General features: G+C 72.7%; 24 protein-coding genes. 13 read left to right on the forward strand and 11 right to left on the reverse strand.

Annotated features, from left to right (window positions below):
- Positions 1–2 precede the first annotated feature (2 nt).
- The 7 genes from AB0I28_RS00760 to AB0I28_RS00790 are packed head-to-tail and all read left to right on the forward strand — an operon-like array spanning position 3 to position 4,782.
- On the forward strand, positions 3–932 hold the full coding sequence (locus tag AB0I28_RS00760) for a sugar ABC transporter permease (RefSeq protein ID WP_357488569.1): 930 nt from the start codon (positions 3–5) through the stop codon (positions 930–932).
- Entirely contained in the window at positions 932–1,789 is an 858-nt protein-coding gene (locus AB0I28_RS00765) for a carbohydrate ABC transporter permease (RefSeq protein WP_357488570.1), read from the forward strand. The genes AB0I28_RS00760 and AB0I28_RS00765 overlap by 1 nt, the downstream gene beginning before the upstream one ends.
- Positions 1,786–2,355: a hypothetical protein gene (locus tag AB0I28_RS00770; protein WP_357488571.1), complete on the forward strand. Its 570-nt coding sequence runs from the start codon at positions 1,786–1,788 to the stop codon at positions 2,353–2,355. The genes AB0I28_RS00765 and AB0I28_RS00770 overlap by 4 nt, the downstream gene beginning before the upstream one ends.
- Before the next feature lie 26 nt (positions 2,356–2,381).
- Positions 2,382–2,597 carry a hypothetical protein gene (locus tag AB0I28_RS00775; RefSeq protein ID WP_357488572.1) on the forward strand — a complete coding sequence of 72 codons (216 nt, stop codon included), beginning with the start codon at positions 2,382–2,384 and terminating at the stop codon, positions 2,595–2,597.
- A gap of 31 nt (positions 2,598–2,628) precedes the next feature.
- Complete coding sequence (locus AB0I28_RS00780) at positions 2,629–3,249, forward strand: DJ-1/PfpI family protein (protein WP_357488573.1); 621 nt, start codon at positions 2,629–2,631, stop codon at positions 3,247–3,249.
- Positions 3,246–3,704: a MarR family transcriptional regulator gene (locus AB0I28_RS00785; protein WP_357488574.1), complete on the forward strand. Its 459-nt coding sequence runs from the start codon at positions 3,246–3,248 to the stop codon at positions 3,702–3,704. Before AB0I28_RS00780 ends, AB0I28_RS00785 begins: the two co-directional genes overlap by 4 nt.
- Positions 3,694–4,782 (forward strand): epoxide hydrolase family protein, encoded by a 1,089-nt coding sequence (locus tag AB0I28_RS00790; protein WP_357488575.1) that lies wholly within the window; start codon positions 3,694–3,696, stop codon positions 4,780–4,782. Before AB0I28_RS00785 ends, AB0I28_RS00790 begins: the two co-directional genes overlap by 11 nt.
- Here the strand turns inward: AB0I28_RS00790 and AB0I28_RS00795 are convergent.
- Both AB0I28_RS00795 and AB0I28_RS00800 read right to left on the reverse strand, forming a co-directional pair.
- A complete protein-coding gene (locus AB0I28_RS00795; protein WP_357488576.1) occupies positions 4,779–7,178 on the reverse strand; it encodes an Hsp70 family protein in 2,400 nt (799 codons plus the stop codon). The genes AB0I28_RS00790 and AB0I28_RS00795 overlap by 4 nt on opposite strands.
- 84 nt (positions 7,179–7,262) lie before the next feature.
- A complete protein-coding gene (locus AB0I28_RS00800; RefSeq protein WP_357488577.1) occupies positions 7,263–7,979 on the reverse strand; it encodes a hypothetical protein in 717 nt (238 codons plus the stop codon).
- A gap of 30 nt (positions 7,980–8,009) precedes the next feature.
- Between AB0I28_RS00800 and AB0I28_RS00805 the strand changes: the two genes are divergently transcribed.
- The 4 genes from AB0I28_RS00805 to AB0I28_RS00820 all read left to right on the forward strand — a co-directional run bounded on the left by AB0I28_RS00805 (position 8,010) and on the right by AB0I28_RS00820 (position 12,003).
- Positions 8,010–8,639, forward strand: a complete 630-nt coding sequence (locus AB0I28_RS00805; RefSeq protein ID WP_357488578.1) for a hypothetical protein — start codon at positions 8,010–8,012, stop codon at positions 8,637–8,639.
- Between the two features lie 69 nt (positions 8,640–8,708).
- Positions 8,709–9,263: an isochorismatase family protein gene (locus AB0I28_RS00810; RefSeq protein ID WP_357488579.1), complete on the forward strand. Its 555-nt coding sequence runs from the start codon at positions 8,709–8,711 to the stop codon at positions 9,261–9,263.
- A gap of 95 nt (positions 9,264–9,358) precedes the next feature.
- Positions 9,359–10,129, forward strand: a complete 771-nt coding sequence (locus AB0I28_RS00815) for a 3-hydroxybutyrate dehydrogenase (RefSeq protein WP_357488580.1) — start codon at positions 9,359–9,361, stop codon at positions 10,127–10,129.
- The gene (locus AB0I28_RS00820; protein ID WP_357488581.1) at positions 10,126–12,003 is read left to right on the forward strand and encodes a helix-turn-helix domain-containing protein; all 1,878 of its coding nucleotides are present in this window, start codon (positions 10,126–10,128) and stop codon (positions 12,001–12,003) included. Before AB0I28_RS00815 ends, AB0I28_RS00820 begins: the two co-directional genes overlap by 4 nt.
- Here the strand turns inward: AB0I28_RS00820 and AB0I28_RS00825 are convergent.
- Genes AB0I28_RS00825 through AB0I28_RS00845 form a run of 5 tightly spaced genes read right to left on the reverse strand, consistent with a single transcriptional unit; the run spans position 11,989 to position 16,605 of the window.
- Positions 11,989–12,957 carry a branched-chain amino acid ABC transporter permease gene (locus tag AB0I28_RS00825; protein ID WP_357489265.1) on the reverse strand — a complete coding sequence of 323 codons (969 nt, stop codon included), beginning with the start codon at positions 12,955–12,957 and terminating at the stop codon, positions 11,989–11,991. The genes AB0I28_RS00820 and AB0I28_RS00825 overlap by 15 nt on opposite strands.
- 29 nt (positions 12,958–12,986) lie before the next feature.
- Positions 12,987–13,847 carry a branched-chain amino acid ABC transporter permease gene (locus AB0I28_RS00830; protein WP_357488582.1) on the reverse strand — a complete coding sequence of 287 codons (861 nt, stop codon included), beginning with the start codon at positions 13,845–13,847 and terminating at the stop codon, positions 12,987–12,989.
- Positions 13,848–13,895: 48 nt separating this feature from the next.
- The gene (locus AB0I28_RS00835; protein WP_357488583.1) at positions 13,896–15,158 is read right to left on the reverse strand and encodes an ABC transporter substrate-binding protein; all 1,263 of its coding nucleotides are present in this window, start codon (positions 15,156–15,158) and stop codon (positions 13,896–13,898) included.
- Between the two features lie 12 nt (positions 15,159–15,170).
- Positions 15,171–15,863, reverse strand: a complete 693-nt coding sequence (locus AB0I28_RS00840; protein ID WP_357488584.1) for an ABC transporter ATP-binding protein — start codon at positions 15,861–15,863, stop codon at positions 15,171–15,173.
- On the reverse strand, positions 15,850–16,605 hold the full coding sequence (locus tag AB0I28_RS00845; protein ID WP_357488585.1) for an ABC transporter ATP-binding protein: 756 nt from the start codon (positions 16,603–16,605) through the stop codon (positions 15,850–15,852). Before AB0I28_RS00845 ends, AB0I28_RS00840 begins: the two co-directional genes overlap by 14 nt.
- A gap of 361 nt (positions 16,606–16,966) precedes the next feature.
- On the opposite strand from AB0I28_RS00845, the gene AB0I28_RS00850 reads away from it, so the two are divergent.
- Together AB0I28_RS00850 and AB0I28_RS00855 are read left to right on the forward strand one after the other, a co-directional pair.
- Entirely contained in the window at positions 16,967–17,551 is a 585-nt protein-coding gene (locus AB0I28_RS00850) for a hypothetical protein (protein ID WP_357488586.1), read from the forward strand.
- 234 nt (positions 17,552–17,785) lie between these two features.
- Entirely contained in the window at positions 17,786–18,811 is a 1,026-nt protein-coding gene (locus AB0I28_RS00855) for a hypothetical protein (protein ID WP_357488587.1), read from the forward strand.
- 7 nt (positions 18,812–18,818) lie between these two features.
- Here AB0I28_RS00855 and AB0I28_RS00860 read toward each other — a convergent pair whose 3' ends face one another.
- The 4 genes from AB0I28_RS00860 to AB0I28_RS00875 form a co-directional block, all read right to left on the reverse strand.
- Positions 18,819–23,021 carry a hypothetical protein gene (locus AB0I28_RS00860; protein WP_357488588.1) on the reverse strand — a complete coding sequence of 1,401 codons (4,203 nt, stop codon included), beginning with the start codon at positions 23,019–23,021 and terminating at the stop codon, positions 18,819–18,821.
- 129 nt (positions 23,022–23,150) lie between these two features.
- The gene (locus tag AB0I28_RS00865; protein WP_357488589.1) at positions 23,151–23,591 is read right to left on the reverse strand and encodes a hypothetical protein; all 441 of its coding nucleotides are present in this window, start codon (positions 23,589–23,591) and stop codon (positions 23,151–23,153) included.
- 167 nt (positions 23,592–23,758) lie between these two features.
- Positions 23,759–25,258 (reverse strand): serine/threonine-protein kinase, encoded by a 1,500-nt coding sequence (locus AB0I28_RS00870; protein ID WP_357488590.1) that lies wholly within the window; start codon positions 25,256–25,258, stop codon positions 23,759–23,761.
- Between the two features lie 205 nt (positions 25,259–25,463).
- Positions 25,464–26,087: a class I SAM-dependent methyltransferase gene (locus AB0I28_RS00875; RefSeq protein ID WP_357488591.1), complete on the reverse strand. Its 624-nt coding sequence runs from the start codon at positions 26,085–26,087 to the stop codon at positions 25,464–25,466.
- Positions 26,088–26,147 lie beyond the last annotated feature (60 nt).

Below are 26,147 nucleotides of genomic sequence, written 5' to 3' on the forward strand. Positions count from 1 at the left end.
TCGTGGCGGCAGCGCGCACGGCCGGCCGGCCCCGGCGGACCCGCGGGTCCAAAGGGGACGGTCCGGTCGCCTACCTGTTCATGACGCCGTGGCTGATCGGGATGGCCGGCCTGACCCTCGGCCCCATGCTCGCCTCGCTGTACCTGTCCTTCACCGACTACAACCTGTTCACCGCGCCGGAGTGGGTCGGCCTCGACAACTACCGGCAGATGCTCGCCGACGACCAGTTCCGCCAGGCCTCGAAGGTCACCGGCGTCTACGTCCTGCTCGCCACGCCGCTCAAGCTCGGCGCCGCGCTGGCCGTGGCGATGATGCTGGTGCAGCGGCGGCGTGGCATAGGCCTGTACCGCTCGGCGTTCTACGCGCCCTCGCTGATCGGCGCCAGCGTCGGCGTGGCGATCGTGTGGCGGGCGCTGTTCTCCGACGGCGGCGTCCAGGACTCCGCGCTCGGCGCGGTCGGCCTCGACACCGGCGGCTGGATCGGCAATCCCGACTACTCGCTGCTCATGCTGGTGCTGCTGGCGATCTGGCAGTTCGGCGCGCCGATGGTCATCTTCATGGCGGGGCTCATGCAGGTCCCCACCGAGCTGTACGAGGCGGCCGAGGTGGACGGAGCCGGGCCCTGGCGGCGCTTCCGGCGCATCACCGTCCCGATGATCTCGCCGGTCATCTTCTTCAACCTGCTGCTGGAGACCATCCACGCCTTCCAGGTCTTCGCCTCGGCCTACGTCATCTCCACCGGAGACGGCCGCCCCGCCGGTTCGACGCTGCTGTACACACTGCACCTCTACCGGCGGGCCTTCACCGACTTCCGGATGGGCTACGCCTCGGCGATGGCGTGGACGCTGCTGGTCGTCGTCGGGCTCATCACCGTGCTGATGTTCCGCGTTTCGCGGACCCGAGTGCACTACGCCGGAGAGGACGACCGCTGATGGCCACCCGCTCTTCCGGGCCGCGCCGCGGCCTCGGCGCCGTCGCCTGGCACCTGTCCATGCTCGCCGGCCTCGCGCTGGTCCTCTACCCGCTGCTGTGGCTGGTCGCGTCCTCGCTGAAGCCCTCCGGCGAGATCGTCGGCGACCTGGAACTGATCCCGGAGTCCCCGACCGCCGCCAACTACGGCTCGGCGATGGAAGGGATCGGCCGCGTACCCGCCTGGACCTTCTTCCTCAACTCGCTCGTCCTGTCCAGCGGCGCCGTCGTCGGGATGCTCCTGTCGTGCACGATCACCGCCTACGCCCTGGGGCGCATGCGTTTTCGGGGGAGGGGCGTGATGTTCGCGGCGATGATCGCGACGCTGCTCCTGCCCTTCCACGTCATGCTCATCCCGCAGTACATCGTCTTCCAGCGCCTCGACCTCGTCGACACCTACATCCCGCTGCTGATCGGCAAGTTCCTCGCCGCCGACGCGTTCTTCGTGTTCCTGTTCGTCCAGTTCCTGCGCGGAATACCCCGCGAACTCGACCAGGCCGCCCGCATCGACGGAGCCGGGCACTGGCGGACCTTCTGGAACGTGCTGCTGCCGCTGATGCGACCGGCGCTGATCACCGGCTCGATCTTCACCTTCATCTGGACCTGGAACGACTTCCTCGGCCCGCTGATCTACCTCAACAGCCCCGACCAGTACCCCCTCCCGCTCGCCTTGAAGCTCTACATCGACCAGCAGGAGTTCTCCGACTACGGCGCCATGATCGCGATGTCGGTGCTGTCGCTGGTGCCCGTCGGCCTGTTCTTCCTGGCGTTCCAGCGATTCCTGGTCGGCGGCATCGCCACCTCCGGGATCAAGGGGTGAGCGCTCCGGCGGTGAAGGCCGCCGCCCGGTTCGCGCTGCTCGCGGAGTGCGCACTGACCGGCCTCTGGGTCGCGCTGACGGCCTGGCCGGTGGTGACCGCCCCGGCGGCCTTCGCGGCCGGATGCGCCCACCTGCGGCGGCACCTCGACGGCTACCGGTGCGGCGTGCGCGAGTACGCGTCCGACTTCGCGTCGAGCCTGCGCGGGTCCTGGGCCCACGGGCTGGCGGCGCTGGCCGCGCTCGGTCTGCTCGCGGTCGACGCGGTCGCCGTCCGCAGCGGACTCCCCGGCGGGACACCGGTCCTCGCCGGGCTGGCGGCCCTCACCGCCGCGACGGCGGTGGTCGGCCTGCGCGCCTCGGCCGACTGGCGTCCGGGGGCGCGGTGGAGCGAGCTTCTGCGGGACGCGCGGTCGGCGGCGCTCGCCGACGCGGGCGGCTCGGGCCTGCTCCTGGGCGGGCTGCTCGTCGTCGCGGTGGTGACCTGGCAGCTTCCGCCGCTTCTGGTACCGGCCGTGGGGTGCCTGGTGGGCGCGGCGGTGGCGGTGGAGCGTCGCAGGGAGGGTTAGCGCCTGTTCCCTGTCGCTTCCCTGCGATGCGGGCAGTCCACAACCGCATCGGGCAGTACGTGCAGCCCGACGGTCCCGTCCTGACCGGACATGACGCCCAGCACAGCGTGAGGCTGGAATCCTCACGGGCTTCGAGCGTTGGCGTACCTGCCTGCGCCGCCGGCCGCCGCGAAGGGCTCCGGGTCGGCGAGGGTGACCGGGTGCTCGCCGAGATCGGCGTCCGCGCCACCGGAGACATTTGACAGCACCCTGTCAAAATGACAGGATACTGTCATGAGTACCGAGACCGTTCACCTCGCCCTGTACGACGACCTCGCCGACTGGGAGGCCGCCCACGCCGTCGCCGCCCTCAACTCCGGCTTCGCCCACCGCGAACCCGGCCGCTTCCGCGTGCGCACGGTCGGCGCCACCCTCGAACCGGTGACCACCGCCGGCGGGGTCCGCATGCTTCCCGACGAGCTCCTCGCCGACCTCGCCCCCGCCGACAGCGCGATGTTGATCCTCCCCGGCGCGGGCACCTGGGCCGAGGGCAACGACGCCTTCGGCGGCAAGGCCCGTGAGTTCCTCGCCGCCGGCGTACCGGTCGCCGCGATCTGCGGAGCCACGGCGGGTCTCGCCCGCGCGGGTCTGCTCGACGACCGCGACCACACCAGCAGCGCGCCCCAGTTCCTCGACGGCACCGGGTACGCCGGCGCCGACCGCTACCGTGACCTTCCGGCCGTCACCGACGGCGACCTCATCACCGCGAGCCCGGTCGCGCCGGTGGAGTTCGCGCGCGAGATCCTGACCCGGCTCGACGTCTTCGACGCCGGCGCCCTCGACGCCTGGTACCGCCTCTACGGGCGGCAGGAAGCCTCCGCCTTCTTCGAGCTCGCCGCCGCGGACGCCCGGTGAGCGGCGCCGGCGAGCCGACGGCCGGCGCGCTCATGGGCGCGACCGCGATCGCCGCGTTCCGCCTCAACGGGCAGTTCCTCGCCCTCGCCGAGACCCTTGCCCGCCCGGCCGGGCTGACGGCGGCCTGGTGGCAGGTCCTCGGCGCGGTGCTGGACGAGCCCCTTCCCGTCGCCGGCATCGCGCGGGCCATGGGCATCAGCCGGCAGAGCGTCCAGCGCGTCGCCGACCTGCTGGCCGACAAGGGAATGGCGGAGTACCGGCCCAACCCCGCGCACAGCCGGGCGAAGCTGCTGGCGCCGACCCCGGACGGGCTCGCCGCCGTTCGCCGCATCGCCCCGGCACAACTCGCGGTGGCCGAGCGGCTCGTCGCCGGGCTCGGCCCCGGCGGACTCGAACGCGCCCTCGAAGCCCTCGGCACGCTCTCCCGGGCATTGGAGGAGATCGATGGCGAGTGAGTTCACGCCCTTCCGGATCGCCGTGCCGGAAAGCGAACTCGCCGACCTGCGCGACCGCCTCGCCCGCACCCGCCTCGGCGCGGAAGCACCGGCGCCCGACGGGTCGGCCGCCTACGCAGAACGGCTCCTCCGACATTGGCGCGACGGCTACGACTGGCGCCGGTGGGAGCGCGCGCTCAACGCCCACCCGCAGTACACGACCGTGATCGACGGCCAGACCGTCCACTTCGCACACGTGCGCTCCGCGCTGCCCGGCGCCTTCCCTCTCATCCTCACCCACGGCTGGCCGGGCACCTTCGCCGAATACCTCGACATCATCGAGCCGCTCACGACAAGCAGCCCCGCCTTCGACCTCGTGATCCCCTCGCTGCCCGGCTTCGGCTTCTCCCGGCCGAGCTCCGGCGGCTGGAACCGCCACCGTACGGCGGCGGCCTGGGCCGAACTCATGCGGCGCCTGGGATACCGCCGTTACGGGGCCGTCGGCAACGATCTCGGCACCGCCGTCGCCCTCGAACTCGGCCGCGCCGATCCCGCGCACGTCGTCGGCAGCCACGTCACCCAGATCTTCTCCACGCCCGGCCCGGACCCCGCCGAAGCGTCCGGACTCGGCGAGGAGGACTCCCGCCGCCTCGCCGCCCTCGGCGACCACCTGCGCCACCGGGGCGCCTACCTGGCGCTGCACTCCACGCAACCGTGGGTTCTCGCACCGGCGCTCACCGACTCCCCGGCGGCCCTGCTCACCTGGCACGCGCAGCTGTACGGCGACTCCGTCGACGACGACCTCGCCCTCACCAACATCGCGATCCACTGGCACACCGCGACCGGAGGCTCGGCCGTCCGCTTCTACTACGAGGACGCCGTCGCCGCGCACCCCGCCGAGCCGACACGGCATCCCGTCGGGCTCGCCGAGTTCGGCGGCGACGTCTTCGCCACCATCGCGCGCTTCGCCCACCGCGACCACGCCGCGATCGTGTCCTGGAGCCACCACGAGGGCGGCGGACACTACGCCGCGCACCAGTCGACCGTCGCCTTCACCGACGACGTCCGCGCCTTTTTCGAGGGGCTTCGGGAGCCCTAACCGGCCACTGGGCTCATCCAGGTGTGGATCCGGTCGTCCACGAAGACCGAGGCCACCACCACGAGCCGTCCGCCGACTACACCGCAGGCGACCTGCTGGAGTCCGAAGGCGTTGTCGATGTCGCTCAGGTCGTACTCGGCCAGAGTCTCGCCGGCGGTGTCCCACACGCGCACGACGTCGTCGGCGCCGGAGACCACGACCGTCCGGTCGTTCCACTGCACCGCGTCCAAGTGGGTCAGCGCGGCGCTGTGGCCCTGGAAGTCGCCGAGGCGCGCACCGGTGGCGCTGTTCCACAGCTCCGGCGTGGCGTTCCCGTCGACGGTGACCAGCGTGGGCTGCTCGCCGCCGCCGACGCCCACGAGCGCGCTCATCGGATCGCGATGCCGGTCGCCCCCCGCGACGGGCTTGAGGCCGGTGACCGAGTCGCCGTCGGGCATGGCGAGCACGTCGACCCGGAAGCGCTCGTCGGCGTCGAGCCCGGCGAGGACCACCACCGGTTCGCCGCCGACCTCGGCGACGGCCAGGTCGTTGGCGTTGATCGGGGCGTCCCAGTCGGCGACGGCTTTTCCGGTCGCCAGGTTCCACACCCCGACGTTCGTCTCCGGCTCCCCGTCGATGTTCGTACCCCCGGAAACGCCGACCACGACCGGCTTGCCGTCCATCTTGCCGGTGGCGATGTAGCTGGGCGAGCCGATCTGCTCGGCCGTCGCGATCTTGCGCACCACCTTCCCGTCGGCGGGGTTCCACACGAAGATCTCGTCGTTCATGAACCCGTAGGAGGCCACCACCGGACCGCCGTCCTTGCCTTCCCCGACGGCCAGGCCCTCCACCATCCCGCCGTGCTCATCGAAGGAGGTGATCTCGACCCCGGTCGAGGCGTCCCACACCTGAATGGTCTCGTCCTTGGATCCCGACACCACGACCGCGCGGCCGTCGAGGTCGGCGACCGCGAGGTGTTCCACCAGCCACGTGTGCCCGGTGTAGACGGTGGTCGGGTCGGCGCTGTCACCGAGCGATCCGTCGCCGGCGGCGCCGCCGGGCAGGCCGTTGTAGACGTAGTAGGCGATCCCGACTGCCGAGAGCAGCACCAGGGTCAGCGCGATCGACCCGAAGGTGCGCAGCACGGCCTTCGCGCGTCCGCGCTCGCGCTCCGGAAGCGGCGGCGGCACGTTCGTCCAGGCGGGGGCCGGGGTCTCGACCTGCCGCGTGAGCGGCGGCGGAAACACCGGCGCGTAGACCGGCGACGCGTGAACCTGCCCCGACGGCGGCGGATACACCTGCCCCATCGGCGGCGAATGGACGGCCGGTGTGGCGCTCGCCGTCGCCGAGGTGTCCAGGAGCGCGCCGTGCGCGACCACCTGCTCGATCTGGTCGATCACCGTCGGGGGAGTGCCCAGCTCGCGGTGCAGCATCGTGGCCACCAACGGCATCCGGCTCGATCCGCCGACCAGGAACACGCCCGCGATCGCCTCGCGCGGCGCGCCCGAGACTCGGATGACGGCCTGGACGACCCGGACCGCCCGCGCCAGCATCGGCGCGGTGATCTCCTCCAGCTCACCGCGCGTCAGGTGCACGTCGGTGTCGAACAGCGGGAGGAACAGATCGGCGCTGGTGTGCCGGGAGAGGCGCTCCTTGGCCAGCCGCACGTCCTCGGCGAAGGTGCGCCGGTACCGCGCCTCGGCCGCCGAAGCGGGGTTCAGCAGCCGATGCCACAACTCCGGACGCCCCACCCGCGACCGTAGGTGGCCGACGATCGCCTCGTCGACGTCCACACCGCCGAGGTCGTCGAGACCGTCGACGGCCAGCACCTCGAAACCCTCGGCGGTCCGACGCACCACCGACGCGTCGAAGGTCCCGCCGCCGAAGTCGTGCACGACCACCGCCGACCCCAACGGCACCTCATGCTGGAGATGCCGCGCGAAGTACGTCGCCGCGGCGACCGGTTCGGGCACCAGCCGGGGCTCCGGGAAGCCCGCCTGCCGGGCCGCGTCGGCCAGCACCAGCCGCCGCGCCGGACCCCACGCGGCCGGGTAGGTCAGGCTCACCGCCGGCGGCAGCGCGCCGGTCACCTCGACGCATTCGCGGCGCACCCGGCCGAGCACGGCGGCGAAGAGCTCGCCGACGGGCAGTTCGCGCTCGCCGAGCAGGACGGTCCCGTCGTCGATGCGGCGCTTGGGGTTCGGCTCGAAGCGGGAAGGGTCCCGGCGGGCGGAGTCGAGGGCGTCGCGGCCGACGAGCAGCGTGCCCTCGGCCGGCGCGAACACCGCCGACGGAAGCAGGGGGGACGAGTCGAACATCAGCGGTTCGACGCGGCCGTCGAAGCGGCGCAGCATCGCGACGGTGTGCGAGGTGCCGAAGTCGACGCCGAGTCCGGCGGACTGAGGGGAGGGGAGCACGCGCGGAGTGTATCGGCCGGATCCGACAACGTCCGCGCCGCGTGGATGCCCTTTTCGGGCAAGGGATCCCGCCTCACCCGGGCTCTAGACCGATCGGTCGCCGAGCCGGCCGGTCCACGCCTCGACCGTCGCCGGGAGCCAGCCCGGAGCCCCGTCGAGATCGCCGTCGGGCTGCGGCAGCAGACCCTGTGCGGCAAGAGCCGACACGGTCGCGGGGTCCACGCCGATACGGGCGGCGAGGGCGTCGTGTCCGTACACGGCGGGAAGGGTGACCTGGACGCGTTTCGGGCCACTGGGAACGAGTGCCGCCCGCCCGCCGGTGGCGGCCGCGATGTCCTGGGCGTCCATCCCGAAACGGTCCATCGCCGAGGCGTGGGCGTCAAGAGCCGCCAGAGCCCTCCGGAAGGCCGTCGAACCGGGTGCGGTGGCGTCCAGGGCCGCGCGCAACCGCGAGGCCTTCTCGGCGAAGCGGGTGTGGAGGCGCCCGAAGGCCGATTCCCAGGCCGATCTCGCCGCCCGTTCCGAACGCTCGCCGTCGACGACGGCCGCGGCCGCGGAGCGGATCTCGTCGAGTCCGGGCTCACCGGGTCCTTCGACGCGCACGGTCGCGTCCGGAAGGCCCGCCCAGCGCGTGTGGCGAGTGTGGTCGCCGTGGACCGGACGGCTCACCGTCCATCCCACCGCGGACGCCCCCGCGTCGCCGTCCAGCTCGCACAAAGCCGTGAGCCGCCTGCGCCGGCGGATGTCCACCCGCACACCGTCCGCGCTGACCACCGAGGTGTCATCCTGCCCGATCTCCATCCAGGAACCCTAGGACGTATGGTCGCGGACATGCGTGATGTGCGGGTCATCCTCATCGGCGGGACGTCGAACGTCGGCAAGTCGACGGTCGCGCGGGCCCTCGCCGCCGAACTCGGCTTCGAGTACCGCTCCACCGACGGCATGGCCCGCCATCCCGGGCGCCCGTGGCATACACCGGAGTGGCGGGTGCCGCCGCATGTCGCCGAGCACTACCGCACCCTCACCCCCGAAGAACTGACCGACGCCGTCTTCGAGCACTACGAGCGCCTGTGGCCGCGCGTGGCCGAGCTCGCCGAAACCAACGCCGCCGACGGCCCGGGCCTCGTCCTCGAAGGCTCGGGCGTCCTCCCCGGCCGTGTCGCCGAGCTGACCGACCCGCGCGTCGCCGCGGTGTGGATCACCGCCGACGAGGACCTCATCCGCGCGCGCGTCCACGACGCCTCCGGACACGCGGCGGCCACCGAGGACGAACGCCTCCAGGTGGCGAAGTTCCTCGCCCGCACCACCCTCTACCAGTCCCGGATGCTCAAGACCGTCGACGCCCTCGGACTCGACCGCCTCCACGCCGGCGACCGCACGCCCGCCCAGCTCACCGAGGCCGTGCTCGCCGCCGTCGCCGAACAGGAGTCTCCGGGACGTTCCCGGGCATCACGGGCCTGACCGGCCGAGATTGTCGGAGTGCGGGTCTAACGTGGTCGGGTCAGCGGCCCACACGAGCAAGGGAAGACCATGACCACCCTGGACAACAGGCCCAACACCGCCCTGCTCGTCATCGACGTGCAGAACGGCGTCGTCGAAGGCGCGCACGAGCGCGACGCCGTCGTCGCCAACATCGCCCTCGTCGTCGACAAGGCCCGCGCCGGCGGCGTCCCCGTCGTCTGGGTCCAGCACTCCTCCGAGAAGCACCTCCCCATCGGGAGCGAGGGCTGGGGGATCGTCCCCGAACTGGTCCCGGGCGAGGCCGAGCCCGTGGTCGCCAAGACCTACGCCGACTCCTTCGAGGAGACCACCCTCGAAGAGGTGCTCGCCGGCCTGGGCGCGGGGCGCCTGGTGGTGACCGGCGCGCAGACCGACGAGTGCATCCGCTCGACCCTGCACGGAGCCGTTGTGCGCGGCTACGACGCGACCCTGGTCAGCGACGCCCACACCACCGAGGACCAGAGCGAATGGGGCGCGCCGACACCCGACATGGTCATCGCGCACACCAACCTCTACTGGAGTTACCACACCGCGCCGGGCCGCACGGCCGGCACGGTGGAGTCGGCGAAGGTCGACTTCTCCTAGAAGCCGCGACACGGCCCGGGCCCACACAACCCGCCGCGAAGGTGTGTGGGCCCGGCCCATGGGAGCGGACCCGGCCTGCCCATAGATTCGCGAGCATGAGCAGCCCGCGCAGGCAAGCGCCCACTTTGGACGGACGTACCGCGCTGGTCACCGGCGGCGGCGGCGGGATCGGGCGCGCCTGCGCGCTGCGGCTCGCCGAGGACGGGGCCAGGGTCGTCGTGGTCGACGTCGACGCCGAGTCGGCCGCCGCCGTCGCCGCCGAGACCGGCGGGGAGTCCGTGGTCGCCGACCTCGGCGATCCCGGCGCATGGGAGAGCCGACTCCCCGAGCGGGTCGACATCATCGTCAACAACGCCGGCGTCCAGCACGTCTCACCGATCGAGGACTTCCCACCGGAGGTGTTCGCTCGTATCCTGCGGCTCATGGTCGAAGCCCCGTTCCGTCTCGTACGCCAAGCCCTGCCGGGCATGTACGAGCGCGGCTGGGGCCGCGTGGTCAACGTGTCCTCGGTGCACGGCCGCCGCGCCTCCCCCTACAAGTCGGCCTACGTGGCCGCCAAGCACGCCCTCGAAGGCCTGTCGAAGGTGATCGCACTCGAAGGCGCCGGGCACGGGGTCACCTCGAACTGCGTCAACCCCGGATACGTGCGCACGCCCCTGGTGGAGAAACAGATCGCCGCCCAGGCCGCCGCACACGGGATCAGCGCCGACCGCGTCGTCGCCGAGATCATGCTCGCGCCCTCGGCGATCAAGCGCCTCGTGGAACCCGAGGAGGTCGCCGAGGCCGTCGCCTACCTCTGCGCACCCTCGGCGTCGTTCATCACCGGCGCCTCGCTGATGATCGACGGCGGCTGGACCGCGCATTGAGCCCTTCCCCCGACGCCTCGGCCTACCTCGACCTCCTCGCCCGCGACGCCTCGGCCGTCGAGTTCGAGGGCCCGGTGCTGGCCGCCCGCGCCGCCGGCGCCTCCGCCGAGTCCCTGGACGCCCTGGAACGCGCCAAACTGGTGGCCCTGCGCGTCCGCGCGGCACTCGCCCGCCGCGCTCGCCGGGGCGCCGAGCTGTCCGCGCTGTTCCAAACCGCCGGCGACCTCGCCGAGCTGCGCGACCTCGACGCCGTACTCGACGCGATCGTCAGCCGCGCCCGACAGCTGCTGGGCACCGACGTCGCCTACATGACGCTCTACGACGAGGACCGCGACGACAACTACATGCGCGTGACCGACGGTTCCGCCTCGGCCGACTTCCAGAAGCTTCGGCTGCCGATGGGCGCCGGCCTCGGCGGCCTGGTCGCCCAGAACGCCAGCCCGTACGCGACCGCCGACTACTTCGCCGACGAGCGCTTCGACCATCTGCGCTTCATCAACGACGCCGTCCGGGAGGAGGGCCTGGTCGCCATTCTCGGCGTGCCCCTGCGGCTCGGCAGCCGCGTCATCGGCGTGCTCTTCGCCGCCGACCGCAGCGCGCGGCCCTTCGTGCAGGAGGAGGTGGCGCTGCTCGGATCCTTCGCCGCGCACGCCGCCGTCGCCATCGACAACGCCCGCCTGCTGGAGGGGACCCGCGCCGCCCTTGACGAGCTCAGCGCGGCCAACGAGGTCGTGCGCGCCCACAGCAACGCCGTCGAGCGGGCCGCGCTCGCCCACGACCGGATGATGGACCTGGTCCTGCGCGGCGGCGGAGTCGCCGACGTGGCCGCGATGGTCACCGAGGTCCTCGGCGGGTCCCTGCTGGTCCTCGATTCGGCCGACCGCCCGCTGGCGTCCGTCGGCGCGGTCGGGGACTTGGAGTCGGGCGTCTTCGAGACCGCCGGCACCGCCCGCGCGCTCGGCCGCAGCGTCCGCCGCGGCGACCTCACGATCGCCTCGGTCGACGTGGGCGCCGAGACCCTGTGCACGCTGGTGCTGCGCACCGGCGCCGACGTCGTCGACACCGACCAGCGGATCCTGGAGCGCGCGGCGCTGGTGACCGCCCTGCTATTGCTGGAGCGGCGCAGCGTCGCACAGGCCGAGGACCGCTTCCGCGGTGAACTGCTCGACGACCTGATCTCCCGCGAGATCACCGATCCCGGTCATCTGCGCGAGCGGGGGCGCCGTCTCGGCGTCGACCTCGACCGGCCGCACGTGCTGGTCGTCGCCCGCCACGACGGGCCGCGCGAACGGGTCGGTTTCTGGGCCTCCGCGCAGGCGACCGCAGAGCACGGCCTGGCCACCGCCGGCAGCACCCAGGTCGCACTCCTGCTGCCCGGCGAGGACCCGGGCGCGACCGCCCGCCGCGTCGCCGCCGACCTGTCCAACGCGCTGGGTCGCCCCGCCACGGCCGGGGCCTGCGGACCGGTGGCCGCCCTGACGGGGATCGCCGCCGCCCACCGCGAGGCCCAGCGTTGCGCGGACACGCTGGTGGCCCTCGGCCGGACCGGTCACGGCGCCGGTGCCGCCGACCTCGGCTTCGTCGGCCTGCTGATCGGCGACCACCGCGACGTCGACGCCTTCCTCGACGGCACGATCGGCCCGATCGTCGCCTACGACGCCAAGCGCGGCACCGAACTGGTCGCCACCGTCGGCGTCTACTTCGGACACGGCGGCTCGCCGGCCCGGACCGCGCAGACCCTGCACATACACGTCAACACCGTCGCGCAGCGCCTCGAACGCGTGGGGCGCCTGCTCGGGGAGGACTGGCAGAATCCGGAGCGCGCGCTGGAGATCCAGCTCGCGCTCCGGCTGCACCGGCTACGGCGCCCCTGACGGCACGGGGTCTTCCTTCTCAGCGGCCGGCTCGGCGGCCTTCGCCCGCCGTTCGTCGCGTCGCGCGAGCAGGTCCACGACGGTGCCCCACAGGCCGCGCCGGAAGAGCAGCACGATCACGATGAGGACGCCGCCGGTGACCAGCTCGATCCCGTCGAAGCCCGCGGTGGACAGGAAGTCGTTGAGCTGCACCATGATCAGCGACCCGAGGCCCGGACCCCACAGCGTGCCGATCCCGCCGAGTACCACCATGATCACGACCTTGCCCGAGGTCGTCCAGTTCACCTCCTGGAGAGAGGCGAAGCCGTGCGAGATGGCGTAGAGCCCGCCCGCCAGACCCGACAGGCCCGCCGAGAGGACGAAGGCGAGCAGCTTGTACCGGTCGACGGGATATCCCAGTGCCCGCGCACGGGCCGGGTTGTCGCGGATGGCGACCAGGACCCGCCCGAACGGCGAGCGCACGATCCGCCACGCGGCGAGCAGGCCGAGCAGGATGACGGGGAGGCCGTAGTAGTAGAAGAAGAAGGGGTCGGACAGGTCGGCGCCGAACAGCTCGCGGGGAATGCCCTGCAGCCCGTTCTCTCCGCCGGTGAGGCCGCGCCACTGGTTGGCCAGGAAGTAGACCATCTGCGCGAAGGCGAGGGTGACCATCGCGAAGTAGATGCCGGTGCGGCGGACCGAGAGGAACCCGATCGGCACCGCGAGGGCCGCGGAGGTGACGGCGGCGCCGAGGACGGCGACCGGGAACGGCACTCCGTAGTGGACGGCGAGCAGCCCCGCGGTGTAGGCGGCGGTGCCCCAGAATGCGGCGTGGCCGAAGGACAGCAGCCCGGTGAAGCCGAGCAGGACGTCGAGGGCGACGGCGAACAGCGCCCAGCACAAGACGTCCATGGCCACCGGCGGGTAGATGAGCCAGGGCAGGGCCACGACGGTGACCAGCCCGGCGGCGAGCAGGAGGGGGCGGCGGGCGAGACGGGTCCAGATCACGTGAAGGCCTCCTCGCGGCCGAAGAGTCCGGCGGGGCGCCACAGCAGGACCGCGGCCATCAGGATGAACACGATCGTCTGGGACAGGGTCGGCACGTAGAGGTTGGCCAGTGCCGTGATCAGGCCGATGGCGAAGCCCGCGGTGACCGATCCGAAGATGGAGCCGAGCCCGCCGATGACGACGACGGCGAAGACGGTGATGATCAGGTCGCCGCCCATGAGGGGGTTGACCGCGCGCATGGGCGCGGCCAGGACCCCGGCGAAGCCGGCCAGGGCGACGCCGAAGCCGAACATCGGCGCCACGTAGCGGCCGACGTCGATGCCAAGGGCGCGGGTCAGGTCGGGGCGCTCGGTGGCGGCGCGGACGATCACGCCGACCCGGGTCCGTGACAGCACCAGCCACACCGCGAGGCACACGATCACCGAGATGCCCAGGACCATGACCTGGTAGGCCGGGTAGGTGAACAGGCCGAAGTCGACGGTCGCGCTCACCGGGGAGGGGTAAGGCCGCGACTGGACGCCGTACTCGCGGCGCACGAGGTCCTGGAGCACCAGCGCGAGGCCGAAGGTGAGCAGGAAGTTGTACAGCGGGTCGAGCGCCGACAGGCGGCGGATGAGCAGCCGCTCGACGAGGGCGCCGAACAGGCCGAGGAGCAGCGGGACCGCGGCCAGCGCGATCCAGTAGTTCACGCCGAACTCCGACAGCAGCAGGTAGGCCCCGAAGGCGCCGAGCATGTAGAACGCGCCGTGGGCGAAGTTGACCACGCCGAGCATCCCGAAGATCACCGCGAGGCCGAGGGCGAGCATCGCCAGGAACGAGCCGCTGACGAGGCCGTTGAAGATGTGTTGCACCGTCACTCCTTCGGGCCCGGGACCCGTCCGCCGTGGACGGGCCCCGGGCGTGCGTCAGAACTTGCAGCCGCTGTCGGCGACCGGCCGGAAGGCCTCGGCGGCGGGGATCGTCTCGACGATCTCCTCGTAGTCCCACTCCTCGGTGACCTGGTCAGGGGACTTGACCTCGGCGAGGTAGGAGTCGTGGATCATCCGGTGGTCCTCGGCGCGGACCTGCCCGTTGGTGGCGAACACGTCGTTGAAGGCGTAGCCCTCCAGGGACTTGACGACCTCGTCGGATCCGTCGGTCCCGGCGCGCTGCACCGCTTCGAGGTACTGGAGGGCGGCGGAGTAGTTGCCGGCGTGCGCGAAGCTCGGGCGGGTTCCGGTCTTGGCGGTGAAGCGGTCGGCCCAGGCGCGGTTGTCGGGGTCGGCGTTCCAGTACCAGGCGTCGGTGAACGTGGTCCCGGCGAAGGCCTCCACCCCCAGGGAGTGGATGTCGGTGATGAACATCAGCCCGACCGAGAGGTCGACGCCCTTCTCCCGCAGCCCGAACTCGTTGTACTGCTTGACGAGGTTGACCAGGTCGCCGCCGGCGTGCATGGTGCCGAGCACCGAGGGCTTCGGCGACATCTCGGGGGCCTTGAGCAGGAAGGTCGAGAAGTCGTCGTTGGGGAACGGCGTCGGGTCGGCGGCGAGGACCTGCCCGCCGCCGTTCTGGATCGCCGTCGTGAAGCTCTTCTGCATGTCCTGGCCGAAGGCGTAGTCGGGGTAGACGATGTACCAGTCCTTCGCCCCGGCGGCGGTGACGCTGGTGCCCGTGCCGTTGGCGAGCATGTAGGTGTCGTAGGCCCAGTGGAACGTGTACTTGTCGCACTTGGCGCCGGTCAGCTCGGTGGTCGCGGCGGTGACGTTGATGTGCAGCTTCTTCTTCGCGGCGGCCTGTCCGGCGACGGCGAGCGCGGCGCTGGAGGTCGGCACGTCGAGGATGACGTCGGCCTTCTGCCGGTCGTAGAGCTCCTGCGCCTTGGTGTTGGCCACGTCGGGCTTGTTCTGGTGGTCGGCGGTGACGACTTCGATGTTCGAGCTGACGGCGTCCTCGCCGTACTTGGCCTTGAAGTCCTCGACGGCCATCTCCACGGCCGTGACCGAGTTCTTGCCCGACAGTTCGGAGTAGACGCCGGACTGGTCGTTGAGCACGCCGAGGACGATCTTGTCGTCGCTGATCTTGCCGCCGCCGCCACCGGGTCCGCCGCCGCAGGCCGCGACGGTCGTGGTGAGCGCGGCGGCGAGGGCGACGGCGGACAGCACGCGCCACTCTCTGATGTTGCGGGGCATGGGGTCTCCTAATCAGATGCCGAGGTAGTCGAGGAGTTCGTGTTCGCGGGAGCGGACCTGGTCGTTGTCGAGGCGCTCGACGATCCGGCCTTCGGCCAGCAGGTGGTGCCGGTCGGCGACGGTCGCGGCGAAGTGCACGTTCTGCTCGATGAGCAGGACCGTGACGCCGGCGGCCTTGACCTCGCGGATGATCTCGCCGATGCGCGACACGAGCAGCGGGGACAGGCCCTCCGTCGGCTCGTCGCACAGCAGCAGCCGGGCGCCCATGCGCAGGACGCGGGCGATCGCGAGCATCTGCTGCTCGCCGCCGGACAGCCGAGTGCCGGGGGAGCCGCGGCGGTCGGCGAGGTTGGGGAAGGTCTCGTAGATCCGTGCCAGCGGCCAGGGGCCGGGGCCGACGGCCTTGGGGAGGGTGAGGTGTTCGTGGACGGTGAGGGTGGCGAACATGCCGCGGTCGTCGGGGACGTAGCCGAGGCCGCGCCGCGCCCGCTGGTGCGGTGCGAGGCGGTCGAGCGGGGTCCCGTCGAGGGTGATCGTCCCGGTGGCCTTGGGGTGCAGGCCCATCAGCGCGCGCAGCAATGTGGACTTGCCCGCGCCGTTGCGGCCGACGATGGTGACGACCTCGCCGGCGGCGACGTCGAGGGACACCTCGCTCAGAGCCCGGGCCTGTCCGTACCAGGCCGACAGGCCGTCAACGCTCAACATCGGCGTCTCCCAGGTAGGCGGCCACGACGCGCGGGTCGCGGCGGATCTCGGCGTAGGGGCCTTCGGCGAGGACCTGCCCGTGACGCAGCACGGTGACGGTGTCGGCGAGGGCGCCGACGACGTTCATGTTGTGCTCGACGAGGATCACCGTCCGTCCCGAGCGGACCCGCGCGACCAGTTCGACGGTCCGCTCGACGTCCTCGGCGCCCATTCCGGCCGTCGGCTCGTCGAGGAGCAGGATGCGCGGTTCGAGGGCGAGCGCGAGGGCCAGTTCGAGGGCCCGGCGCCGGCCGTAGGAGAGGGTGTCGCTGGTGGTCTCGGCGAGCGCGGCGAGGCCGACCTCGTCGAGGAGTTCCATGGCCCGGCCGGCGAAGCGGCGCAGGGTCTTCTCGGAGCGCCAGAAGCGCCAGCCGATGGACGTGCCGGCGGCGAGGGCGAGTTCGACGTGCTCGCGGGCGGTGAGTTTGGCGAAGAGGTTGGTGATCTGGAAGGAGCGGGCCAGGCCGAGGCGGGCGACCTTGTCGGGCGGCAGACCGGTGATGTCGCGGTCGCCCACAACGACGGCTCCCGAGGTGGGGCGGTGGAAGCCGGTGAGTAAATGGAACAGGGTGGTCTTGCCGGCGCCGTTGGGGCCGACCAGGGCGTGCACGCTGCCTTCGGCCACGTCCAGGTCGACGCCGTCGACGGCGCGGAAGCCGCCGAAGGCCTTGACCAGCCCGCGGGTGGTGAGTATCGACGCCACCGGCTCGGCTCCTTTGCGCTGGGTGACGGTGGGACCGTGGGGAGCGGTCCACTGCTGCCGTGTGGGTGAACGCTAGGGGAGCGGCGGGGCGGGAGCCATGGCGTGCGGCCACACAAAAGCCGGGGAATGGGGATGGTGCGGGCACATGGGGGCAGCGAGTGCGCGGGTCGAAGGCGTACGGGTCCGGCGCGGCGCTCGGGTGGAGGGCATTAACGAAGCCCGGCTCAGTCGGTCGGCATTTCTGCCTCGCGATCGGGTCGGGCTTCACTACTTAATGTAGTACAGATTTCACTTTCTGTCAAGGTAGAGTTTCCGCGGGCTCGGTCCGCGCGTGGTCGCACCCCCGGGGGATGATCGCCCGATGACCTTCACCGTCCGTCCCCTGCGCGACCGTGACGAGCTGCGGCGCGTCCTCGCGACGACCCTCGACCGACTGGGCCCCGGCTTCGACTTTCGCCTCGTCGGCACCGGTGCCGCCCTTCTCCAGGGCGTCGGTCTGGCCGCGGGCGATATCGACATGCTCGTCACCGAGCGGGCCGACGTCGACCGCCTCGCCGCCGCCCTGTCGGACTACGCGTGCCTCCAGGCGCCGGTGTGGCTCCCCGAGGCGCGGCAGTACTTCGCGTCCTACGCCGTCGACGGCGTCGAGGTCAGCATCAGCACCGTCGAATGGGACCCGCCCGAGTCCGACACCTTCGAGTGCGTCGGCGCCGGGCCCTGGCGGCACCACGTCCGCGTCGACTGCGGCGGTCACGCCGTCGCGGCGGTCGCCTTGGAACTGCGGCTGGTGGCCGAGATCGTCCGCGACCGCCCCGACCGCCTGGAAGCCATCGTCGCGCACATGCGCGCCCACGGCGCCGACCTGGACCTGGCCGCCCGCGCCCTCACCGACGGCGGCGTGCCGCCGGAGCGGCGCGAGGAGGTGCTGAGGGCGTTGCGGGGGTGAGGGACGGGCGCCGACGGGTAGGGAAGGGCGGGAACGGCGTGGCGGTCTCCAGGGCGTCTACCGCCCCGCCGAGGAGTCCGCCGCCGCCCCCACCTCACCCCCACGGCCACCAATCCCACCCACCCCCACCCCCACCCCCACCCCCACCCCCACCCCCACCGAGCCGTTTCGCCCACATAGGACCCCCGGTCTGCATAGACTCCTTCCGCGTACGCGCGATGGAGGGGGACCGGCATGCCGAAAGGCCGGACTGTGGGGGTGCTGGCGCTCGCGGTCCTCGCGGCGGGGGCCGTGTGGCTGGGGACATCGGCCTTCGCGTCGGAGAGCGAGTGCACGGTCAACGGTGAGGAGGTCTCCGGCACGCTGATCGAGGGCACCGACGGCGACGACCTCGTCGACTGCCCCGAGGGCATCGGTCCCGACGTCACCGTCAGCACGGGCGCCGGGGAGGACACGGTGACCGCGACGGGCGTGGCTGGTCGCGGTGAGCCGGGCACGGCGGCCAACCAGGGGACCATCGAGACCGGCGACGGGGCCGACACGGTGACGCTCACCGGCGCGGCCCGCCGCACCGAGTCGCTGCGGCGCGAACTTCTCAACTCCCAGGCCAACTCCGGGACCGTCGACACCGGCGACGGCGAGGACACCGTCACCCTCACCGGCGGCTCGGGCGGCCGGCCGGGCGCCGGCGGCACCGGTTTCGCCGGCAACACCGGCACCGTCCTCGCAGGTCCGGGGGACGACCACGTCGACGTGATCGGCGGCGCCGGATCGAGCGGCGGCGACGGCAACGCGGGCACCCTCGACGGCGGCGACGGCGCCGACGTCATTCGCGCCAAGGGCGTGGGCGCCTACCCCGACGGGCTCGACGGCGACGGGGGCATGGGGAACACCGGCCTCATGGACGGTGGACCGGGCCCCGACCGCCTCGTCGCCACCGGCGGGGACGGCCACAGTGGCGGCGACGGCAACGCCGTCCCCGGTGACGACAGCGAGCGGCGCGCGGTGATACACGGCGGCGACGGCGACGACGTCGTCATCGCCGTCGGCGGCAACCCGCGCATGGACGTCGGCCGCTCCGGCAACGGGACCGGTGAGTTCGGCGAACTTCACGGCGACGCCGGCGACGACTCCATCGAGGCCGCGCCGGGCATCGGCGGACGCCGGGGCGAGGGCAACGCCGACGGCGTCTTCGGCGGCCCGGGAACCGACGCCTGCGAGGTCGACGACAACGGCGGGACGCTCGACGGCTGCGAGTAGCGGGCGCTCAGCGGCCCGCCGCGACCTCGGCGCCGGCGAGCGTCGACCGGGCCTCGGCCAGCTTCGCGGTGAACACTCCCGGCTCGGCTTCCTCGGCCACACCGAGCAACTCGACGGCGCGCGCGGCCAGTTCGACCGCCCGTTCCGGGTCGGAGGCGGTGGCCAGCTCGGCGGCCGTTCGGAGGGTCTCGGCGAGGGCCGGCCGATGCACGGCGGGGAACTCCCGGGCCAGCTCCTCGAAGTGCTCCAGCGCCTCGGCGCAGGCGTCGCGGGCCTCGCCGTCGCGGCCGTTCTCGGTCAGGCGCCGCGCGTGTTCGCGCAGGGTCTCGCCGAGTTCGTCGCGCAGGCCGGGACCCTCGCCGCAGGCTCCCCGCATCAGTGCGAGGCCGCGCTCCGACAGGGCCAGCGCCGCTGCGGGATCCCCGCCGGCGGCCACCGACCACAACGCGCGATGCCGGTGGGACCACGCGATGTCGGTGGCCCCGCCGAGCCCTTCCCAGAGCACCAGCGCCTCCTCCGACAGTGCGATCGCCGACCGGTGGTCACCGAGTTCGGCGACGCACGCGGCATGCCCGTCGAGCGCGTGCGCGAGGTCGCGGTGGCTTTCGGGATCGTCCAGCTCCCGCGCCAGCGCGAGGCAGGCGGCGGAGGCGTCGCGGGCGGCGCCGTGCCGGGCGGCCAGCGAAAGGACCCACGCCTGGACGGAGAGCACGTCGCGCAGCAGCGGCGCGTGCTCGGCCCGGTCCTCACCGGCGAGACGCTCGGCGATGACCAGGGCCGCGTCGACTGCGGGAATCGCGCCCAGCCGGTCACCGACTCCCACGCGATGGCGGGCCAGGCCCTCCCCGCGGCTCGCCAGCTCCGGCAGGAGCTCGGTCCGGCCGTCGTCGACGAGCCGCCGAGTGCGGTCGACGGCCTCCGCTGCCCGTTCGGCGCCGCGCTCGCGGTTCCCCACCCGCGCCTGGAATCCGGCCTGCCAGTACGTGGAGGCGGCCAGCTGCTCCGCCCATTGCTCCGGGTCGAGCTCGCACGCCCGGTACCAGGTCCCCATGGCGTCCTCGGCCACCGTGCCGGCCTCCGCAAGACGGCCGGCGAGCCGCAGCGAATAGGCGTGGAACTGCTGCGCCCAGGCCAGTTCGTCGAGTTGGGCGGCGGGATCGTGCCCGGCGAGTTCCCGCCGGTCGGCCACCCACTTCCCGGCGATGTCGACGGCCTCGGCGGCGCGGCCCGCGCGGTCGAGGCGCCGGGCGTGGTTCTCCCGATCCGCTGCCAGCGCGGGAAGCCACAGCCCGCGATCGGCGGCGACGAGCCCGGCCCTCAACTCCACGACGCGGGCGGCGCTGTCCACGGCGTCGTCGAAGCGGCCGAGCCTGTCGAGGTAGACGATCCGGTTGCGCAGCGCCCTCGCGAGCAACTCGACACTGCCCGGATGGCCGTGGGCGGCGAGTTCCTCCAGCATTTCGACGGCGCGCCCGGTGTGGGCCAGCGCCTCGGCGAACTCGCCGAGCGTGTCGAGCAGGTGGCCGTGGTTGAGCAGCGAGATCGCGAGCAGCTCCCGGAAGGGCGCCTGCCCGCCGGCGGCCAGCTCCTCGCGCATCCCGAGGACGCGCAGGGACGGTGCGACCGCCTCGGCGGAGCGGCCCGCGTCGACCAGCCGGTTGGCGTGGTTGGCGATCGAGGTGCTCAGGGAGCGCGGATCGACGACCTCCCCGGCCGCGAGTTCTTCGAACATCGCCAGCGCGGCCGCGGAGTGCGCGACGGCCTCGTCGTGGCGGCCCAGATCGGAGAAGCGGCCGGCGTGGTTGTCAAGGGAGGCCGCGGCGGCGGGGAGGTGGAGGTGCCGGTCGGCGGCCAGGAGCCGGGTGCAGATCTCCTGCGCCCGTTCGGAGAAGGTCAATGCCTCCTCATGCCTTCCGAGGCCGGCCAGCGCGACCGCGTGCCTGTCGAGGCAGGAGGCGAACTGCGCCAGCCCGCGCGGGCGCAGATCGCCGGCGTGGCCGTCGAAGGCGGCGACAGCTTTGGCGGTGTAGTCGAGGGCTTCCCGGGGGCGTCCGTCGTCGCCCAGGCAGATCGCGTGGTTGGCGTAGACGAGCGAGGCCTCGACGGGATCGCGCCCGGCGAGTCCGCTTTCGAGGCCCACGGCGGCCTCCGAGGCCGCGAGCATCTCGGCGACCGGGCGGCCCAGCCGCTGGACGATGCCGAGGCGGTTCGTCCAGGCGTCGATCAGGTCCGGGACACGCCGCTCGCCGAGTTCGCCGGCCAGCTCGGCCGCCAGGTCGACGGCGCGGTTCGACCAGGCGAGCGAGTCCTCGTCCCGCAGGTCGCCCAGCAGGCCACCGAGGGCCCGGTAGGCGTCGGCGAGGTCGCGCCGGTGGTCGCCGCCGTCGAGGCCCTCGTAGATCGCGATCGTCTCGCGGCAGTGGTCGATCGCCTCGGTGTGCCGCCGCAGCGACGCGAGGGCGGCCTGGCGGACGAAGAGCGCGTTGGCCAGCGACGGCGAGCGGAGGGGATCGTCCTCGACGAGTTCGCGCAGCGTCGCCACCGACTCCGCCGTACTGGCGAGCGATTCGGCGTAGCGGGACAGGTGATTGAGCGCGATCGCGCGGTTGGTGAGCGCTTCGGCGTGTCGTGCGCGCAGCTCGCCCGCACGGTCGGCACGTGCTTCGCCGAGGGCCTCGGCCCAGGTGGCCAGTTCGCGGTCGGACCAGGCCAGCGCGTCGCGGTGGCGCCCGGCGTGGACGAGCCGGGCGACCAGGGAACCGAGGGCCTCGGCGAGATGGATCTTCGTGGCGTCGGTGTTCTCGACGGCGCCCTCGGCGACCTCGACGGCTCGCATCGAGGCGTCGACGGCCTCCTCGTCGCGGCCGAGCGCGTGCAGCCGCTCGGCGAGGACGCTCAGCGCCGCGCTGTAGCGGACGAAGGACCGGTGCGGTCCGGCGACCTCCTTCCACACGGCCACGGCCCGCTCGGCGGCGGCCCGGGCGCCCTCGTGGTCGCGCAGGTCGGCGAGCAGCCGTGAATGCAGCCCGAGATCCTGGGCGAGGGCGGGCACGGCGTGCAGTTCCTCGCGGACCGCGACGGCCCGCGCCGAGGGCGTACGCGCCGCGTCGAGTTCGCCGAGCGCGCGCAGCCGGTCGGCGTGGTTGCGCAGTGCCGTGGCCAACCTCTCGCGAGGCCCCTGCGCGGAGCCGTCGGCGGCGCGCTCGCAGATGTCGATGACGCGCTCGGACGCCGCGACGGCCGCGTGCGGCAGGCCCGCCCGGGTGAGCAGCGCGGCGTGCCGTTCGAAGGCCGCGGCGGCCTTGCGCAGGTCGACTACGGGATCAGCGGCCAGCAGTGGTTCGTACCAGTGCAGCAGCCGCTGCGAGTGGCGCAGCGCCTCGTCGACGCGGTCGAGGAAGCGCAGGATGCCGACGTGGCAGCTCAGCAGCTCCTGCAGCGAGGAGAGTTCGGCGGCCGACCGCGGGGGAGTCCACCGCGACAGCGACTCCAGCGCGCGTGCCGAGAAAGCGGCCGCGACGGTCGAGCCGGACTTCTCCTGGAGCGCCTCGGTGGCCCGGCGCAGCCAGCGCACGACACCGGCCGGCGGCGCCGGACCCCGTTCGGCGAGGTCGAGGCAGAGTTCCAGCAACTCCTCAGACCACTCCGTCAGCCGCCGGTCCAGCTCGGCGCCGTGCGCCGGATCGTCCTCGTCCGTCTCGTCGAAGACCTCGACCGCGGTCTCGATCAGCTCCACCAGCGCCTCGGCCAGTTCCGGCCGCACCAGATCGGGGTCGGGGCCCGACAGCGCGCGGTACTGGTCGACCAGGTGCGACTGCACCTCGGCCGTCGTCTCCAGTTGGTAGCGCTCACGGCTCCACGTCATCAACCGCGACAGCAACTCCAGCCGCGCCGACGGATCCGGTTCGGCCAGCGTGCCGCGCAGCGCGGCCCGGTAGAGCGCGAGCGCCACCGCGAACATCGCGCCGCCGTCGTCGGCGGGAAACCCCGGCAGGTAAGCGGCGGCACGGTCGAGCTCGCCGAAGCCCGCGCAGCGGCCGAGCGCGGCGGCGAGGGTCTCCGCGGGGCCGTCGTCACCCTCGGACACGCGGGCCCAGACGGCGTCGGCGAGCAGCACGCCGAGCCGCGCGGCCGTGAAGTCGGCGAGCGCGGCGTCGTCGGCGCCTCCCAGGAGGCCGCCGAGGCGGGTGAACAGGTCGTCGGTTTCCATGTCCTGCCGGGGTTGCGTCGAGGTCCGGGCGTGTCCATGCGAACGCTACGTCGTGGTCGCCACCGGGGCACGTGAGAACAGAGCGGGCGGGCCGCCGAAGCGCCCCGCCCGCCGTCGCGAGAGGCGCCGTCAGTCGGCCGAGCCGACGGGCACGACGCACATCTCCCAGCGCTTGCCCCTCTTGCCGTTGCTCTCGTTGACGGCCTCGCCCTCGGGGTAGCCCTCACAGGTGCCGAGGTCGTAGTCGTAGCTGCCGCGGGCGGTGGCCACGACCTCGTACACGGCGGCCGGGTCGGAGCACTCGACGATGCTCCATCCGGTGAAGGTCTCGTCGAGGTTCTTCAGGCAGTCCCCGCGTTCGGGATTCCCGCCGTGGACGAAGAAGAAATAGCCGAACAGGCCGCCCACGAGGACCAGTGTGAAGCCGATCCTCAGGCCCCAGCGCGGGCCGCGACGGCGAGGCGCGGGCGGCGGGTACTGCGGCGGAGGGTAGCCGTAACCCTGCTGCGGGGGCGGGTAGCCGCCCTGCTGGGGATACTGCTGCGGGTACTGCTGTGGTGGGTAAGTCACGTCGTCCTGCTCAAAGTCCAGGGGATTCGGCGGCATCGCACGCTCGCTGCGCACGCGACGCCGATCAGCTTGAGGGAAGTCTCACCGACGGCCCCGCTCCCGGCCGTCCCGACGGCCCACGGCGGCACGATCCCGGGAGACGGCCGGTGGCCTCGGGCCCGGCAACGCTAGAACCCGTTGTCGACGCCTTCGCAGGGTGGCCAGGACTCGTTGTAGAAGAAGGTGATGACGGCGTCGACCTCGATGAGCGTTCCCGGCGCGGGGGACTGTTCGAGGACCACGCAGGTCTCGTCCTGCCAGGTGCCGCCCGGCTCGGACTTGGAGTTGCGGAAGCCGAGCGCGAGCAGTTCCCCGGCGACCTGCTCGGTCGGCACGCCCGTCAGGTCGGGGACTTTTTCCAGCTTGGGACCGTCCTCCCCGCCGGGATCGCCGTTCCCATCCCCATCCCCGTTCCCGTCGCCGTCTCCGCCGTCCGTCGGATCGGGCCGGCCTCCGGTGTCGTCGGCGGCGGGCTTCTCGTCGGCCGACGGCGAATCGGACACCGGCGGATCGGATCGCGGCGGCTGTCCGCTCGACTGCTCCGACACCGGCGAGCCGCTGCCGGCCAGCGCGCCGCCGTCCCCGCCGGGACCCTCGTCCTTCGCCCACGTCAGCCACAGCAGAGCGGTGGCGAACAGGACGACGACCGTGAGCACCGCCAGCGCCGGGACGAGCGCCCGGCGCGACCCGCTTACGCGAACGGGCTCGTCGTCGGGCAGCTCGGTGGTGTCGACCTCCTCGGGCTCGGGTTCGGGCACCCGGCCGACCACCGCGACGGCGGCGAGCGGAGCCGAGTCCGGGGCGGTGGAGGCGATCGCCGCGCGGCAGGCCTCGGCGAACGCGCGGGCGCTCGCCCACCGCTCGCCGGGTTCCTTGCGCAGCGCGGTCATGACCGCGTTCGACACCGCCGGGGGTACCGAGGCGGTGAAGGGCGCGGGAGTCTGGTGCAGGTGACCGTGCAGGATCGCCGGGGCCTTGTCGGAGACGAAGGGCGGTGCGCCCGTGAGGCACTCGTACGCGACGATGCCCAGGGAGTAGACGTCGGCCGCGGGGGCCGGGTCCTCGTCGGCGAGCTGCTCCGGGGCGGTGTAGGTGAGGGTCCCGATGACCATGCCGGTCTCGGTGAGTCCGGCCTCACCCAGGGCGCGGGCGATGCCGAAGTCGATGAGCTTGACCCGGCCCTCGTCGGTGATGAGGATGTTGGCCGGTTTGACGTCGCGGTGGACGATCCCGGCGCGGTGTGCGGCGTGCAGTCCCTCGGCGGCCTCGGCGATCACGCTCATCGCCGCGGCCGGCGCAAGCGGGCCGCGAGCGCGCAGGACGTCGGCGAGGGACTCGCCCTCGACGAGTTCCATGACCAGGTAGGACCTGGGGCCGTCGGGGGTCTCGTCCTCGCCGTAGTCGTGGATCATGGCCACGGCGGGTGTGTTGAGGGCGGCGACGAGCATCGCCTCGGCGGTGAAGCGATCCCGGAACCGCTCGTTGTCCGACAGCAGCGGGTGGAGGAGTTTGACCGCGACCCGGCGGCCCAGCCGCGTGTCGGTGGCACGCCAGACCTCGCCCATGCCGCCCGAGCCGAGACGGCTCTCCAGGCGGTAACGCCCGCCTACCGTGTCCCCGCCAGGCACCCCGATGTCCCCTCACTGCCGGTGTGGAGTCTTCCTCCTGCGGCACGGGCGCCGCGAGTGCTCCGAGTGGTCCGGCCACGGGCGGCGGAGCGCGGAGGAGAACAAGTCCCTGGAGCCGATCTCCAGGCTAGCGGCCGGTTTCGAGGGCTGTCAACGCGGACGCCGCCGACCCGGTCGCACGCCCGCGACCTGGTGTTCCATGCCTTCAGCGTCGCCGGGCTCGGATGCGTTCGACCGCGCCGAGCCGCGACCGTTCACTGTCGACGATCTCGAAGCCGGCGTCCGCCAGTTGCGGCAGTGGCCGGTGGTGGAAGTGCTCGCCGGCGAGGGGGACGCTGACCCGGTCGACGAGCCACTGCACGGCCCTCAGCGGCCAGAAGGTGCTCGACACGTGGTCGAGGAGCAGCAGGCTGCCGCCCGGCCGCAGCACCCGGGCCATCTCGGACAGCGCGCGGGCCGTGTCGGGGATCGAGCAGAGGGCGAAGGTGCACACGACGGTGTCGAAGGATCCGCCCGCGAAGGGCAGGGCCAGCGCGTCACCCTGGCACAGCGCGACCGGGCTCGCGAGCGCGTCGGCCCGCGCACGCGCCTGGGCGAGCATGGCCGGACTGAAGTCGAGCCCGGTGAGCGAGACCCCGGCCGTGTAGTACGGCAGGTTCAGGCCCGTGCCGACCGCGACCTCCAGGACCCGGCCTTCGGCCGCACCGCAGACCAGTGGACGGTGCTCGCCGAGCAGACGGCGCTCGAAGCGGCCCATCTGCCGGTCGAAGGTCTCCGACTGCCGGTCCCAGAGGCGGCGCAGGCGGGCGGGATCGGGTCCGGTCGGCATGGTGCTCCCTTCGGTCGTCGCTTCAGGGTCGCAGAAGCGGCGGCCCCGCGACGGCGTTCC

Origin of the sequence: Phytomonospora sp. NPDC050363 (genome assembly GCF_040655735.1) — a bacterium.
Taxonomy (GTDB): Bacteria; Actinomycetota; Actinomycetes; order Mycobacteriales; family Micromonosporaceae; genus Phytomonospora.

Coding starts and splice junctions, on each gene's coding strand:
- AB0I28_RS00765 (WP_357488570.1), top strand. CDS start 932: ATGGCCACCCGCTCTTCCGGGCCGCGCCGCGGCCTCGGCGCCGTCGCC.
- AB0I28_RS00775 (WP_357488572.1), top strand. CDS start 2,382: ATGCGGGCAGTCCACAACCGCATCGGGCAGTACGTGCAGCCCGACGGT.
- AB0I28_RS00780 (WP_357488573.1), top strand. CDS start 2,629: ATGAGTACCGAGACCGTTCACCTCGCCCTGTACGACGACCTCGCCGAC.
- AB0I28_RS00790 (WP_357488575.1), top strand. CDS start 3,694: ATGGCGAGTGAGTTCACGCCCTTCCGGATCGCCGTGCCGGAAAGCGAA.
- AB0I28_RS00800 (WP_357488577.1), bottom strand. CDS start 7,979: ATGGAGATCGGGCAGGATGACACCTCGGTGGTCAGCGCGGACGGTGTG.
- AB0I28_RS00805 (WP_357488578.1), top strand. CDS start 8,010: ATGCGTGATGTGCGGGTCATCCTCATCGGCGGGACGTCGAACGTCGGC.
- AB0I28_RS00810 (WP_357488579.1), top strand. CDS start 8,709: ATGACCACCCTGGACAACAGGCCCAACACCGCCCTGCTCGTCATCGAC.
- AB0I28_RS00815 (WP_357488580.1), top strand. CDS start 9,359: ATGAGCAGCCCGCGCAGGCAAGCGCCCACTTTGGACGGACGTACCGCG.
- AB0I28_RS00835 (WP_357488583.1), bottom strand. CDS start 15,158: ATGCCCCGCAACATCAGAGAGTGGCGCGTGCTGTCCGCCGTCGCCCTC.
- AB0I28_RS00840 (WP_357488584.1), bottom strand. CDS start 15,863: ATGTTGAGCGTTGACGGCCTGTCGGCCTGGTACGGACAGGCCCGGGCT.
- AB0I28_RS00850 (WP_357488586.1), top strand. CDS start 16,967: ATGACCTTCACCGTCCGTCCCCTGCGCGACCGTGACGAGCTGCGGCGC.
- AB0I28_RS00855 (WP_357488587.1), top strand. CDS start 17,786: ATGCCGAAAGGCCGGACTGTGGGGGTGCTGGCGCTCGCGGTCCTCGCG.
- AB0I28_RS00860 (WP_357488588.1), bottom strand. CDS start 23,021: ATGGAAACCGACGACCTGTTCACCCGCCTCGGCGGCCTCCTGGGAGGC.
- AB0I28_RS00875 (WP_357488591.1), bottom strand. CDS start 26,087: ATGCCGACCGGACCCGATCCCGCCCGCCTGCGCCGCCTCTGGGACCGG.